The sequence below is a fragment of the Streptomyces sp. NPDC005791 genome (genome assembly GCF_042871485.1).
Taxonomy (GTDB): domain Bacteria; phylum Actinomycetota; class Actinomycetes; order Streptomycetales; family Streptomycetaceae; genus Streptomyces.
The window spans coordinates 61,400-75,587 of record NZ_JBIAIP010000011.1; the positions used below are offsets into that span (position 1 = coordinate 61,400).

Annotated in this window: 12 protein-coding genes; 9 read left to right on the forward strand and 3 right to left on the reverse strand. The window is 72.4% G+C overall.

Going from position 1 to position 14,188, the window contains the following annotated elements; all coding sequences use genetic code 11:
• The first annotated feature begins 100 nt into the window (after positions 1–100).
• A complete protein-coding gene (locus tag ACFYSH_RS21995) occupies positions 101–637 on the forward strand; it encodes an HNH endonuclease (protein WP_104785722.1) in 537 nt (178 codons plus the stop codon).
• A 45-nt stretch (positions 638–682) separates the two neighbouring features.
• On the opposite strand, the gene ACFYSH_RS22000 is transcribed toward ACFYSH_RS21995, so the two are convergent.
• Positions 683–3,682, reverse strand: coding sequence for a beta-N-acetylglucosaminidase domain-containing protein (locus tag ACFYSH_RS22000; RefSeq protein WP_388754588.1), 3,000 nt, complete (start codon positions 3,680–3,682; stop codon positions 683–685).
• 305 nt (positions 3,683–3,987) lie between these two features.
• Between ACFYSH_RS22000 and ACFYSH_RS22005 the strand changes: the two genes are divergently transcribed.
• The 5 genes from ACFYSH_RS22005 to alc all read left to right on the forward strand — a co-directional run bounded on the left by ACFYSH_RS22005 (position 3,988) and on the right by alc (position 8,979).
• Entirely contained in the window at positions 3,988–4,302 is a 315-nt protein-coding gene (locus ACFYSH_RS22005) for a hypothetical protein (RefSeq protein ID WP_359477892.1), read from the forward strand.
• On the forward strand, positions 4,303–6,453 hold the full coding sequence (gene malQ, locus ACFYSH_RS22010) for a 4-alpha-glucanotransferase (protein WP_388754590.1): 2,151 nt from the start codon (positions 4,303–4,305) through the stop codon (positions 6,451–6,453).
• Positions 6,454–6,491: 38 nt separating this feature from the next.
• A complete protein-coding gene (locus tag ACFYSH_RS22015; protein WP_359477941.1) occupies positions 6,492–6,704 on the forward strand; it encodes a hypothetical protein in 213 nt (70 codons plus the stop codon).
• A 134-nt stretch (positions 6,705–6,838) separates the two neighbouring features.
• A complete protein-coding gene (locus tag ACFYSH_RS22020) occupies positions 6,839–7,774 on the forward strand; it encodes a LysR substrate-binding domain-containing protein (protein ID WP_359477886.1) in 936 nt (311 codons plus the stop codon).
• A 59-nt stretch (positions 7,775–7,833) separates the two neighbouring features.
• Complete coding sequence (gene alc, locus ACFYSH_RS22025; protein ID WP_359477883.1) at positions 7,834–8,979, forward strand: allantoicase; 1,146 nt, start codon at positions 7,834–7,836, stop codon at positions 8,977–8,979.
• Between the two features lie 231 nt (positions 8,980–9,210).
• Here the strand turns inward: alc and pepN are convergent, their stop codons facing one another.
• The gene (gene pepN, locus ACFYSH_RS22030) at positions 9,211–11,787 is read right to left on the reverse strand and encodes an aminopeptidase N (RefSeq protein ID WP_359477880.1); all 2,577 of its coding nucleotides are present in this window, start codon (positions 11,785–11,787) and stop codon (positions 9,211–9,213) included.
• A gap of 113 nt (positions 11,788–11,900) precedes the next feature.
• Here pepN and ACFYSH_RS22035 point away from each other — a divergent pair, with 113 nt between their 5' ends.
• The 3 genes from ACFYSH_RS22035 to ACFYSH_RS22045 are packed head-to-tail and all read left to right on the forward strand — an operon-like array spanning position 11,901 to position 13,012.
• Positions 11,901–12,401: a DUF1203 domain-containing protein gene (locus ACFYSH_RS22035; RefSeq protein WP_359477877.1), complete on the forward strand. Its 501-nt coding sequence runs from the start codon at positions 11,901–11,903 to the stop codon at positions 12,399–12,401.
• 46 nt (positions 12,402–12,447) lie between these two features.
• Positions 12,448–12,672 (forward strand): ribbon-helix-helix domain-containing protein, encoded by a 225-nt coding sequence (locus tag ACFYSH_RS22040; protein WP_359477874.1) that lies wholly within the window; start codon positions 12,448–12,450, stop codon positions 12,670–12,672.
• Positions 12,665–13,012, forward strand: a complete 348-nt coding sequence (locus ACFYSH_RS22045) for a type II toxin-antitoxin system PemK/MazF family toxin (protein ID WP_388754594.1) — start codon at positions 12,665–12,667, stop codon at positions 13,010–13,012. Before ACFYSH_RS22040 ends, ACFYSH_RS22045 begins: the two co-directional genes overlap by 8 nt.
• Positions 13,013–13,083: 71 nt before the next feature.
• Here ACFYSH_RS22045 and ACFYSH_RS22050 read toward each other — a convergent pair whose 3' ends face one another.
• On the reverse strand, positions 13,084–14,112 hold the full coding sequence (locus ACFYSH_RS22050) for an aspartate-semialdehyde dehydrogenase (RefSeq protein ID WP_388754597.1): 1,029 nt from the start codon (positions 14,110–14,112) through the stop codon (positions 13,084–13,086).
• Positions 14,113–14,188: the final 76 nt, after the last annotated feature.

Below are 14,188 nucleotides of genomic sequence, written 5' to 3' on the forward strand. Positions count from 1 at the left end.
TACCGGCACGTGGTGGCGCTCGGACCAGGCATGAGGAGAGACTGAGACCGGATCGTCCCGGCGCGAGCCACGCGTCGCCGGCGTACAAGGAGGCATCCACGTGCCGCACGTCCTGGTTCTCAACGCTTCGTACGAGCCGCTCGGCGTCGTACCTCTGCGCCGCGCGCTCGTCCTCGTCCTCGAGAACAAGGCCATCTGCCTCGAGGAGTCCGGCGCCTTCATGCACAGTGCCACCCGTGCCGTGCCCGCGCCCAGCGTCGTCCGCCTCAAACGGTTCGTGCGGGTCCCCTACCGGGGGCCCGTTCCGCTCACCCGCCGGGCGCTCTTCGCGAGGGACGGCGGTCGCTGCATGTACTGCGGGGCCGCCGCGACCAGCGTCGACCACGTCATCCCGCGCAGCCGCGGCGGACAGCACGCCTGGGACAACGTGGTGGCTGCCTGCCGCCGCTGCAACCACGTCAAGGCGGACCGCCACCTGCCCGAGCTGGGCTGGCGGCTGCGCCACCAGCCGGCGCCGCCCAGTGGTCTCGCCTGGCGGATCATCGGGACCGGACACCGGGATCCGCGCTGGCTGCCCTACCTGCAGCCGTTCGGAGCGGACGACGTGATGGCCCGGATCGACGGCGTTTCCGCCTGAGGAACCGGGCCTTCGGCATCTCCTGGCCCTCACTCGGTGAGCGCCTCAGGGAGCGTCCTGGTCCTGCCCGGCGACGGCGTAGGCCTCGACCGACCAGAGCGAGTAGCCGTACCGCGTGGCCCGGCCGTCACCCTGGATCCTGATGAAGCGGGTGTCCTTCGCGTCCATCCGGACCGACTCGCGCCCGCCCACGCCGTCCCGCACGGTCGCCGCCGTACGCCAGGTCCGGCCGTCCGAGGAGACCTGTACGCGGTAGCGGGAGGCGTAGGCGTCCTGCCACCGCAGCACGACCTGCCCCAGCCGCACCGGTCCGGACAGCTCGGCCTGCCACCAGGCGCCGTCCTCGACGGGGGAGGACCAGCGGGTCTCCGGATCGCCGTCGGAGGCCGCGGCCGCGGGGAAGTCCGGGGTCTCGTCGCCGGACGAGGACGCCTGGGCCGTACGCACCAGATCGGGGCCCGCCGTGGGCGGGAAGGCCCGGACGGTCAGGGTGCTCTCCTCGCCCTCGAACCGCAGCGGCACCTCGTACTCGCCGGCCGGGGTGTCGGCCGGCACGGTGATGTCCACGGGGACGTCGGTGCGCGAGCCACGGGTCACCGTGGTCCGCTTCGGGACCTTCACCTCGATGCCCTCGGGCGGCTTCGCCGTGAGCGTGCCCTTCACCTTGCCGGGGCGCCCGCCGGCCAGCCGCGCCTCGACCCGTCGTGTGCCGCCGCCGATGACGGCATCCGTCCTGTCCCGGACGAGAGCGAGCCGGGCCGCCGGTTCGTCGGCGAACCACGGGACGAGGGCCCGCACCTCCGGGGCGTCCGAGGACGCGGGCGCGGCCTTCACCCCCGGGGCCAGGGGGCCGACGAAGACGGGGCGGACGGACGGAACGGTGACCCGCAGCGCGTCCACGTCGAGGCCCTTCACCGCCGTCTGCGTCCAGCCCGCCGCCGAAAGAGTGCCCAGGGCGCGCCAGCCCTCGCCCGGGACATGGACCTCGAGGGCCCCGTCGGCCGCCTCCGCGTCCGGCCGGGTCAGCGTGGTGACGGCTTCGAGCGGTCGGGCACGGTCGAGCCGGAGCGTGTAGCCCTGTGCGTCCCGGCTCACCGTCCCCGCGTCACGATCGGTGCCGTTCCAGGCTCCGGCCTCCTGCAGGACCCGGTCCAGGAACGGGTCCAGGACGCCCTTGCCCACCGTCGCCGTGCTCGCCCGGATCCTCTCGCGCAGGGGCTCGAGCGCGAGCTGGGCCTGCCAGGCGGCCGCCCCGTCGCCGCGCTCCTGCGCCCGCAGCAGGTCGACGGCGAGTTCACCGGCCCTGCCGTACCGGGCCAGCTGATCGGTCCACGGACGCACCTCGTCCTGGAGCCGGCCGCTCGCGGGGGTCTCCAGCCGCTCCTGCGCCCGGCGCATCACACCGAAGGCGGCCCTCAGCTCACGTGCCGCCTTGCCGCCGTCCGCCGCGTCCCCGTCGTCCCCGCCCGCACGGGATGCCCAGAAGGCCTTCAGCAGCGGACGCAGGTAGGCGGACTCGTCGCCGCCCAGCACCGAGGTGGCACTGTTGCCTGCCAGGGCTCCCAGTGCTGCCCGGGTGGTGGCGTCCGTGCCCGCCAGGTCGTCCACGGCCGCCCGCCAGGAGTCCTGCGGCCGGTACCCCTTCGGGTTCCAGGCGAAGTCGGCGGCCGTGAACAGGGGGATGCGGGATGCCGAGGGCTGCTCCATGGCGTTGGCCAGCAGCGCCGCGGAGCCGCCGGCGACCGCGGGGTCGCGGCCGGTGTACGGCCCGAGGAAGATCCGGTCCTGCGCGTAGTCGTTGACCGGGTAGTTGTCCAGGGTGACCAGGGGATGCCGGAAGGCCGCCCGCGCGTCCGCCAGCTGGCCCCCCGTGATCGTCTTCGGTACGACCCCGACGCCGGTCCAGCCCACCTGCACCCGCTCGTCCAGCTCCGCGGCGAGCGCCGTGCGGTAGTCGGTGGCGCCGTCCTGGTAGAACTCGGTCGGCATCACCGACAGCGGCTCCGCGTCCGGGTGCCGGTCCGCGAGATGCCGGGCGACCGCGCTCGCGACCCGGGCCTGGGCCCTGGCCGCCGCCTGCGGCCCGCTGCCGAACGTCTCCGCGTCCTGGTCGCAGTGCCATTCGCTGTAGCTGACGTTCTGGAACTGCAGCTGGAAGGCCCGCACGCCGAGGTCCCACATCGCGTCGATCTTCCGGGTGAGGGCCCTCAGGTCCGCGTCGGAGGCCATGCACATCGCCTGCCCGGGCGAGACGGCCCAGCCGAGCGTCACATGCTCGGCCCGCGCCTTCTCGGCCAGGGCGCGGAAGCCGGCGCGCTCGTCGGCGGGGTACGGCTCGCGCCAGCGGGTCTGCCGGTACGGGTCGTCGCCGGGGGCGTAGAGGTAGCGGTTCTGCTTCGTGCGCCCCATGAAGGCGAGCTGGGCGAGCCGCTCCTCGGGGGTCCACGGCTGTCCGTAGAAACCCTCGGCCAGCCCGCGCACGGCGGTGCCCGGCCAGTCGCGGACCACGGCTCCGGCGACGGTGCCGTCCCGGACCAGCTGGCGCAGCGTCTGGACGGCGTGGAACAAGCCGTCCTCGCCGACGCCGTCCAGGGCGACCGTGGGCCGGCCCCCGGCTCTGCCCACGGCGAGGCGGTAGCCCCCGGACGGGAGGTCGGAGCGCTCGGCTGCGCGCAACTCCCGCAGCGCCCGGCCCGCGTCGGTGCCGCCGAGCCGGATCACCGGGCCCTTCCCGGGCAGGGCGTCGTGCACCGTGCGCACACCGGCGTCCCGCAGCAGCGTCCTGAGCGCCTGCACGGTGTACGGATCGGCTGCCGCGTCGGCGAGGAGCGTGACCTCACCCCCCAGGGCGACGGCCTGCCCGGACGCCTTGACGGACTGCGGCCGGGGCCAGACGGCGGGCAGCCGCGTGTCACCGGCGCGCTCCTCGGCCGTCACGGCGGGAACGGCCGGGGCCGCGACGACGGCCGGAGCGAACGGGCCGAGCAGCCCGCCGATCACAGTGACGGCGACGGCCGTCGCATGCGTCCTGCGCCCGAGCTGCACGCCGTACTCCTTCGGAAGATCCCTGCCCGGCAGTGACGTCCGAGCCCACCACCAGGGCGCGGGGGTGTCAATGCGCATGGCCGGTTTGCCGCGAATGCCCGGCGTGTTGGCCGGTGTGGCGTGTGGGCATCCGGGGGAGGGTCGCCGAGTGGCCGAAAATCGCCCATATCCGACGGACGGGGGAACGCGATGTGACCCACGGCACGTTGGGCTCGTTGTCATAACGCCTATGTCACGTCCACGCCTGCTCCCGCGCCCGCTGGGTAGGCCTGCTGTGTCCTGTTGTCCATGGCCAGGAGGCCAACGTGCCCGCTTCCGCGCAGCTTCTGCTCTCCGCCCTCTCCAAACAGGTACCGAGCCCCACGGGTCCGGCTCCGCTGACAGGCGAGAAGTCCCCGGCCCTCACCACCCCTCCGATGATCAGTGAACTGCCGCTCGCCGACGTCTCCCACCTCACCGGCGAACCCGCTTTCACCGACAGCGCACCGCTCACCAGCGAGCCCCCGCTCGCCGACGCCACACCTCTCACGAGCGAGCCACCGCTCGCCGCCGTCGCCCCTCTGACCAGCGAGCCGACAGCACCCGGCACCGCAGGGGGCATGGAGTCCCCAGGAGTCTGAATGGGCTTGTCCCGGCTCGCCGCACTGCACGGCGTCGCCACCTCCTTCTCCCCGTCCCCGGACGTCACGGTGTCCGTCCCCGACGACACGGTCACGGCCGTGCTCGCCGCGCTGGGCGTCGACGCCCACACTCCCGCGGAGGTGCGGAGATCCCTCGACGCAGCCGAATCGGCGGCGGCCTCCCGACTGCTCCCGCCGACGGTGGTGGCCTGGTCGGGGGAGCCGCTGCCGACCGCTCTCACCGCACTGCCGCCCGGCGCGGTCCTGACGGTCGACCCCGAACCCGGTGCCACCGACGCGCCCTCGTCCCTGCGCATGCGGGTGCTCCCCGCCCCGGCCGCACCAGCCCCGGACGCGCCCAGGACGCCCTCCTGGTGGGCCGAACCGCCCCTGGGCGTCCACCGGCTGACCGTCCGCACCCCGGACCACCGCTACGCCTCCGCCACGCTCGTCGTCGCTCCGGACCGCGTACCCCAGCCGCCCGCCCGCACGCACGGATTCCTCGTCCAGCTCTACTCGATGCTGTCCGCCCGCTCCTGGGGCATGGGCGACCTTGCGGACCTGGCCGACCTCGCCGCCTGGGCGGGACGGACCCTGGGCAGCGACTTCGTCCAGATCAACCCGCTGCACGCCGCCGTACCGGGCAGGCCGACCGACCCGTCGCCGTACCGCCCCTCCTCGCGCCGCTTCCCCGACCCCGTCCATCTGCACATCGAGTCCATCCCTGAGTACGGCCATGTCGCCGAGCCCGGCAGAGCGGCCCTGGACGACCTGCGGCAGGAAGCCGCGGCGCTGCGCGAAGCCGTGCTGAACAAGGGCGCGCTGATCGACCGGGACGCCGTCAGGGACCTCAAGAACCAGGCCCTGGAAATCGTCCACGAGGTCCCGCTGACCCCCGGCCGCCGCGCCGCCTACTGCGACTTCCTCGCCGAACAGGGACAGGCCCTGGAGGACCACGCCCTGTGGTGCGCCCTGGCCGAGGTGCACGGCCCCCTGTGGCGCTCCTGGCCCGCAGGGCTTCGCGACCCCCGCTCCCCGGAGAGCGCCCGGGCCCGCACCGCGCTGCTGGACCGGGTCGACTTCCACAGCCGGCTGGCCTGGCTCACGGATACCCAGCTCGCCACCGCCCAGAGGGCCGCACGGGAGTCCGGGATGGCCGTCGGGATCGTCCACGACCTCGCCGTCGGCGTCCATCCCGACGGCGCCGACACCTGGGCCCAGCAGGACGCCTACGCGCACGGCATGTCCGTCGGCGCGCCCCCCGACGCCTTCAACGCCCACGGCCAGGACTGGGGTCTGCCTCCCTGGCGGCCCGATGCCCTCGCGGCATCCGCCTACGCCCCCTACCGCACCCTCCTGCGCGGCCTCCTCGCCCACGCCGGAGCGCTGCGCATCGACCACGTCATGGGACTCTTCCGGCTCTGGTGGGTGCCCGAAGGGTGCCCGCCCACCGAGGGTGCGTACGTCAGCCAGGACGCCGAGGCGATGCTCGCCGTCCTCGTCCTGGAGGCGCACCGGGCCGGTGCCGTCGTCATAGGGGAGGACCTCGGCACCGTCGAGCCCGGCGTACGCGAGGCGCTCGCCCGGCGCGGGGTGCTCGGCACCTCCGTGCTCTGGTTCGAGCGCGACTGGGACGGCACCGGGCGCCCGCTCGCCCCCGAGACATGGCGCCGCGACTGCGTGGCCACGGCGACCACCCACGACCTGCCGTCCACCGCCGCCCGGCTGACGGGCGAACACGTGACGCTCCGCCACCGGCTCGGCCTGCTCACCCGGAGCCTGGATCAGGAGCTCGCCGAGGACGCCGCCGACACCGCCGAGTGGCTGGCCTACCTGGCCCGCCTCCGGCTGCTGCCCGAGGGCGACGGCGACGAGGAGGCGGCTGTCCGCGCCGTCCACCGCTTCCTGCTGCGCACCCCGGCCCGGATGACCGGGGTGTGGCTCCCGGACACCGTGGGGGACCGCCGCCCGCAGAACCTCCCCGGCACCTGGGACCAGTACCCCAACTGGCGCCTGCCCGTCGCCGATGCGGAAGGCCACCCCGTCACCCTGGAGGAGATCACCGCCTCACCCCGGCTGCACAGGCTGATGGCCGTCCTGAGGGGCGGCCCCGAGGCCCGTACGGCACCCCCGGGCGCGCGCCCCTCGTAGGCGTTCGCTACGTTTGCACCGTGGACAAGAAGAACGCTATGCGCGCCGGCGCCGTCGCGGCCGGTACGACGCTGATGATGCTGCTCATGTCGTCCCCCGCGCTCGCGCTGACCCGCGACGACGGCGACGACCCGGGCCCGGGCCTCAACGTGATGGAGACCCTCGGTCTCTACGTCGCGGCACCGATCGTCCTGTTCCTGGTGATCGCGGGGCTCGTCATGGTCCTCGACAAGTCCGAGAAGCAGGCCTAGCCAGGGCCTCTCGTTCGGATCGTGCCGGGCTCGCCGGCCTGGTCCAGACGAAGACCTGATGACCTGACGTGCGCCGCCGGTACGACGTACCGAGCGGCGCACCGGTATGTCCGGGTGCCCGATAGATTTCGGCCATGACCGAGTGGGACGTCAAGAAGCTCCGCATCCTGCGCACCCTGCGTGACCGTGGCACGGTCACGGCCACGGCCGAAGCCCTGCTCATGACCCCGTCCGCCGTCTCGCAGCAGCTCACCAACCTCGCCCGGCAGCTCGGGGTCCCCCTGCTGGAGGCACAGGGGCGCCGCGTCCGGCTCACCGACGCCGCGCACCTCGTGCTGCGCCACGCCGAGGCGGTCTTCGCCCAGCTGGAGCAGGCGGACGCCGAGCTGACCGGCTATCTGCGGGGCGAGGCGGGCGAGGTGCGGGTCGGCGCCTTCTCGACCGCCGTGCCCGCCCTCGTCGTACCGGCCGTACAGCTCCTGGCGGCCGAGGACCGGCCGGGACCCCGGGTGCGCGTACGGGAGGCGGAGGCGGCCCAGGCGTACGAGCTGCTGTCGGCCGGCGAGGTGGACCTGGCGCTGTCCCTGGCGGCGCACGCCCCGACGGCCCAGGACCCCCGCTTCACGCTGCTGCCGCTGATGGCCGACCCGCTGGACGTGGCACTGCCCACCGGGCACCGCCTCTCCGGCGCCCCCGGACTGCGGCTGGCCGACCTCTCCCGGGAGGCATGGATCTTCGGCGGGTCCGGCCCGTGGTCGGAGATCACCACCGCCGCGTGCGAGGCCGCCGGTTTCGTCCCCGAACAGGCGCACAGCGCCTCCGGCTGGACGGCGATCCTGGCCATGGTGCGGGCGGGCATGGGCGTCGCCCTGATCCCTCGTATGGTCTCGGCCTCCGACCGGCCGCACGACGGTGTGGTGATGCGGATCCTGGGGACGGACCGGCCCTACCGCCACGTGGTGGCGGCCGTACGGCAGGGCGCGGAACGCGGTCCGGCGCTCGCACGGGTGCTGGCCGCGCTACGGCGGGCGGCGGAGCAGGACGTCCAGCTGAATGTTCAGCAGAACTGAAAGAACCGTACGAAAACTTTCGATGGACCTGATCGTTGGTGCGACGGCACAGTAGGGGCATGCCCACCGACAAGATCCAGACGGAGCCCGATCCCACCGATCCGCACGCCAACGACGCGGCCCCTTACGGCGGCGGTGACCCGTACGCCGACTACCGCGCGGGCGACTTCCCGTTCACCGAGCTGGTCGACCTCGCGGACCGGCGCCTCGGCGCGGGCGTGATCGCGGCCAACGACGAGTTCTTCGCCGAGCGCGAGAACCTCCTGATCCGTGAACCCGCCGTCTTCGACCCCGAGCGCTTCGGTCACAAGGGCAAGATCATGGACGGCTGGGAGACCCGCCGCCGCCGGGGCGCCGACGCGGACCACCCCTTCCCCGCCCCCGGGGACCACGACTGGGCGATCGTCAGGCTGGGCACGCCCGGGATCGTCCGCGGCGTCGTCGTGGACACCGCCCACTTCCGCGGCAACTACCCGCAGCGCGTCTCCTTCCAGGCGACGGCCGTGGAAGGTGCTCCCGGGCCGGAGGAGCTCCTCGCCGACGACGTGAAGTGGGAGGAGCTCGTACCGCCGACCCCCGTACGCGGCCACGCCGCCAACGGCTTCGAGGTCACGGGCGGCCGCCGCTACACGCACCTGCGGATCTGCCAGCACCCCGACGGCGGCATCGCCCGCCTCCGGGTCCACGGCGAGGTCGTCCCCGACCCGGCCTGGCTCGCGGCGCTCGGCACGATCGACCTGATCTCGATCCTGAACGGCGGCATGTACGAGGACGCCTCCGACCGCTTCTACTCCTCGCCGGCCCAGATCATCCTGCCCGGCACCTCCCGGAAGATGGACGACGGCTGGGAGAACCGTCGACGCCGGGTCCGCGACACGAACGACTGGGTCCGCTTCCGCCTTCCCGCGCAGGGCGCGGTCCGCGCGGTGGAGATCGACACGGCGTACCTCAAGGGCAACGCGGCCGGCTGGATCGCGCTTCAGGGCCGCGACGGCGAGAGCGGCGACTGGTTCGACATCCTCCCGCGCACCCGGCTCCAGCCCGACACCCCGCACCGCTTCGTCCTGGACACCGAGGCCGTGGTCACCCACGTACGCCTGGACGCCTTCCCGGACGGCGGAGTGGCCCGGATGCGTCTGCACGGCTCACTGACGGAGCCGGGCGCGGCCGAACTGGCCCGCCGCTACGAGGAGTCGGCGGCGTAGCCGGCCGCGCTCCAGACCCCCGCCCGGCGGACGGCCGCGCTTCGGCGCCTGCTCGCCGGGCGGTTCCACGCGGCCGGGGCAGCCGGTGGTCACAGCGCGCCCGTCCCCTGGTCGACGAGGAGCCCGACCCTGGTGGCGACGAGCGTGCCGTTGACGGCGGGGTCCTGGCGCGCAGCAGACACACAGGGGGTGCCCCGGCCGGGGCACCCCCTGCGTCCGTACGAGGGACCGCTACGCGACGGCCGCCGCCGCGTCCGCCGCCTGCGCCTTCAGCGCGCGCTCCACCCCGGCCCGGGACTCCGACATCAGCCGGCGCAGAGCCGCGCTCGGCTGCGCCGACGCCAGCCAGGCGTCCGTGGCGTCCAGGGTCTCCTGCGAGACCTGGAGGGCCGGGTACAGACCGACCGCGATCTGCTGGGCCATCTCGTGGCTGCGCGAGTCCCAGACGTCCTTCACCACCGCGAAGTACTTCTCCGTGTACGGCGCCAGCAGCTCGCGCTGCTCGGTCTGCACGAAACCGCCGATGACCGCCTCCTGCAGGGAGTTCGGCAGCTTGTCCGACTCGACGACCGAAGCCCACGCCTCGGCCTTCGCCTCCTCGGAGGGCTGGGCCGCGCGTGCCGCCGCCGCGTGGCGCTCACCCGCGGCCGTCCGGTCGCGCTCGTACTCGGCGGCGATCTCCTCGTCGTCCAGCAGGCCCGTCGAGGCCAGGCGCTGCACGAACGCCCAGCGCAGTTCCGTGTCGACCGCCAGGCCCTCGATCTCCTGGGTGCCGTCCAGCAGCGACTGCAGCACATCCAGGTGGAGCGGGCTGCGCGCCGTCGCGGCGAAGGCGCGGGCCCAGGCCAGCTGGTGGTCGCCGGCCGGCGCCGCCGCGCGCAGATGCGCCAGCGTCGCCTCGGTCCACTGGTTCAGACCCGCCTCGCGCCACTCAGGGGCGGCGTACAGGTCCAGTGCCAGCTTCACCTGCCGGTGCAGCGACTGCACCACGCCGATGTCCGTCTCCTTGCCGATACCGGAGAGGACCAGCGCCAGGTAGTCGCGCGTCGCCAGTTCGCCGTCGCGCGTCATGTCCCAGGCCGAGGCCCAGCTCAAGGCGCGGGGCAGGGACTCGGCGAAGTCACCCAGGTGGGCGGTGACGACCCGCAGCGACTCCTCGTCGAGGCGGACCTTCGCGTACGACAGGTCGTCGTCGTTGAGCAGGACCACGGCCGGGCGGGGTGTGCCGGACGGGAACGGCACGGTGGTGCGCTCGCCGTCGACGTCCAGCTCGATCCGGTCCGTGCGGACCAGCTTCCCGGCCTCGTCGAGGTCGTAGCAGCCGATGGCGATCCGGTGCGGACGCAGTGTCGGCTCGCCCTTCGCGCCGGCGGGGAGCGCGGGGGCCTCCTGCAGCACGGTGAACGAGGTGACGTGGCCGTTCCCGTCGGTCTCGATCTCCGGGCGCAGGATGTTGATGCCGGCCGTCTCCAGCCACGCCTTCGACCAGGTCTTCAGGTCACGGCCGGAGGTCTCCTCCAGGGCGCCCAGCAGGTCCGACAGGCGCGTGTTCCCGTAGGCGTGCGCCTTGAAGTACGCCTGCACGCCCTTGAAGAACGCGTCCTTGCCGACGTACGCCACGAGCTGCTTCAGGACCGAGGCGCCCTTCGCGTACGTGATCCCGTCGAAGTTCACCAGGACGTCGTCGAGGTCCTGGATGTCCGCCATGATCGGGTGCGTCGACGGCAGCTGGTCCTGCCGGTACGCCCATGTCTTCATGGAGTTGGCGAACGTGGTCCAGGAGTGCGGCCACTTCGAGCCCGCGGCGTCCGCCTGGCACGCGATGGAGGTGTACGTGGCGAACGACTCGTTCAGCCAGAGGTCGTTCCACCACTCCATGGTGACCAGGTCGCCGAACCACATGTGGGCCAGCTCGTGGAGGATGGTCTCGGCGCGCGTCTCGTAGGCCGCGTCCGTCACCTTCGAACGGAACACGTACTGGTCGCGGATGGTGACCGCGCCCGCGTTCTCCATGGCCCCGGCGTTGAACTCCGGGACGAAGAGCTGGTCGTACTTGGCGAAGGGGTACGCGTAGTCGAACTTCTCCTGGAACCACTCGAAGCCCTGCCGCGTGACCGCGAAGATCTCGTCCGCGTCGAGGTACTCGGCGAGCGACGGCCGGCAGTAGATGCCGAGCGGAACGGACTGGCCGTCCTTCTCGTAGCTGCTGTGCACCGCGTGGTACGGACCGGCGATCAGGGCCGTGATGTACGTGGAGATGCGCGGCGTCGGCTCGAAGGACCAGACGTCGTCCTGGGGCTCGGGGGTCGGTGAGTTGGAGATCACCGTCCAGCCGGACGGCGCCTTCACGGTGAACCGGAAGGTCGCCTTCAGGTCGGGCTGCTCGAAGCTGGCGAACACCCGGCGGGCGTCCGGGACCTCGAACTGGGTGTAGAGGTACGCCTGTTCGTCGACCGGGTCGACGAACCGGTGCAGTCCCTCGCCGGTGTTCGTGTACGAGCAGTCGGCCACGACCTTCAGCTCGTTGGCACCGGCCCGGAGGTGCTTCAGCGTGATCCGGGAGTCCCGGAACACGGCGGCGATGTCCAGGTCCTTGCCGTTCAGTACGACGTCGTGCACCGCCGGGGCGACCAGATCGATGAAGGTCTCCGCACCGGCTTCGGCGGAGTCGAAGCGCACGGTGGTGACGGACCGGTAGGTGCCGCCCTCCTGTGCGCCGGAGAGGTCGAGATCGATCTCGTACGCGTCCACGGTCAGCAGGCGCGCCCGCTCCTGTGCCTCTTCGCGGGTCAGATTCGTGCCAGGCACGCGGTCATCTCCTTTGATGTGCGATGTTTTCGCCATCCTTCCACGTGCGGAGCGCCCCACGCGATGTCCGTTTTCCGCCGGACCCGCCCAGCTGCACGGGCCACCCTCGGAGCATGACCGCATACGAGGCACGGCCCATCGGGCCGGACACCCTGAAAGAGCTCCGCACGACCGACGACGCCGGACGTCCCTGCGTCCCGTACACGGCGGCCGAGGGCGGCGATCCCCTCCGCTGCTGCCTGCGCGGCGCCGGGCCCGGCGAGAGGATCGCCCTGGTCTCCTACGCGCCGCTGCGCCGCTGGGCGGCGGAGACCTGGGCGCGCCCGGGGGCGTACGACGAGCAGGGCCCGGTCTTCATCCACGCAGAGGAGTGCGAGGGCCCGACGGCGGACCGGACCGGCTACCCGTTCTCTCGGGCGGGCGCACTGCGCACGGTCCGGCGCTACGACGCGGAGGGCAGGATCGTCGGAGGCCGGCTGCTGGAGATCCCGGCCGACGAGGAGCGGGGCTTCGACGCGGCCTTCGCGGAGGCGTGGGCGGACCCGGAGGTGGCGCTGGTGCACGTACGGGCCGTGGAGTACGGGTGCTACCACTTCGAGGTGCGCCGAAGGTAACCCCATAGGGTGGCTGGAGCATTCCTACCTTGGTAGGATAGATGGCATGAAGATCAGTGTGAGCTTGCCGCAGGAGGATGTCGCCTTCGTCGACGAGTACGCCGCGAAGACCGAGGCGGACTCCCGGTCGGCGGTGATACACGCCGCCATCGAGCTGCTGCGCGATGCAGGGCTCGAAGCGGAGTACACCGAGGCCTTCGAGGAATGGGACGCGAGCGAGGATGCCGCTCTTTGGGACCGTACGGTCGGGGACGGAATCGCTGATGCGTAGAGGTGACATCCACCTGGTCGATCTGGAACCGACCAGGGGCAGTGAGGCCAACAAGGTCAGGCCAGCCGTGATCGTGTCGAACAACGCGGCAAACCTGTCGGTCGAGTCGAACGGACGAGGTGTGGTCACCGTGGTGCCCCTTACGTCCAACACTGCGCGCGTTCTCACGTTCCAGGCACTTCTCCGTGCTGCGGAGAGCGGGCTGCCGAGGGATTCGAAGGTGCAGTGCGAGCAGGTCCGGGCGGTTTCCCTGGATCGCGTACTGAAGCGGGTCGGCACCGTCCCCCGGCAGCGCATGACCGACATCGACACCGCCCTGCGCAGGCACCTCGCGCTCTGAGCGGGCAGGAACACGTGAAGGGGCGGCCACCGGGATCCGGTGGCCGCCCCTTCACGCGGGTGGGGAGGGCGTCAGCCCTTCAGCTCCGCCGCCACCAGCTCGGCGATCTGGACCGCGTTCAGCGCGGCGCCCTTGCGCAGGTTGTCGTTGGAGACGAACAGCGCCAGGCCGTGCTCCACGGTCTCGTCGGCCCGGATGCGGCCCACGTAGGAGGCGTCCTTGCCGGCCGCCTGGAGCGGGGTCGGGATCTCGGAGAGCTCGACCCCCTCGGCGTCCTTCAGCAGCTCGTAGGCGCGCTCGACGCTGATCGGGCGGGCGAAACGGGCGTTGATCTGGAGCGAGTGGCCGGAGAAGACCGGGACCCGGACGCAGGTGCCGGACACCATGAGCTCCGGGATCTCCAAGATCTTGCGGGACTCGTTGCGGAGCTTCTGCTCCTCGTCCGTCTCGAAGGAACCGTCGTCGACGATCGAACCGGCGAGCGGCAGCACGTTGAAGGCGATCGGACGCTTGTAGACACCCGGCTCGGGGAAGTCCACCGCGCCGCCGTCGTGCGTCAGCTTGTCCGCGTCGGCGACGACCTGGGACGCCTGGCCGTGCAGCTCGGCGACACCGGCGACGCCGGAGCCGGACACCGCCTGGTAGGTGGCGATGGTCAGCGCGTCGAGCTGCGCCTCCTGGTGCAGGGGGCGCAGCACGGGCATGGCGGCCATCGTGGTGCAGTTCGGGTTGGCGATGATGCCCTTGGGGCGGTTCCTGACCGCATGGGCGTTGACCTCGGAGACCACCAGCGGGACCTCGGGGTCCTTGCGCCAGGCGGAGGAGTTGTCGATCACCACGGCGCCCTGGGCGGCGACCTTCTCGGCCAGCGCCTTCGAGGTCGCGCCGCCCGCGGAGAACAGCACGATGTCGAGCCCGGTGTAGTCCGCCGTGGAGGCGTCCTCCACGGTGATGTCCGTGCCCTCGTAGGCGAGGGTGGAGCCCGCGGAACGCGCGGAGGCGAAGAGCCGCAGCTCGGCGACGGGGAACTTCCGCTCGGCCAGGATCCTGCGCATGACTGTGCCGACCTGACCGGTGGCGCCGACGATTCCGACCTTCACTGGGACTCCCTCACACGTACGAACGGGCATGGTTGCCGGTCCATGATGTGTCTGTCCACGGCTTCCTTGTCCAATC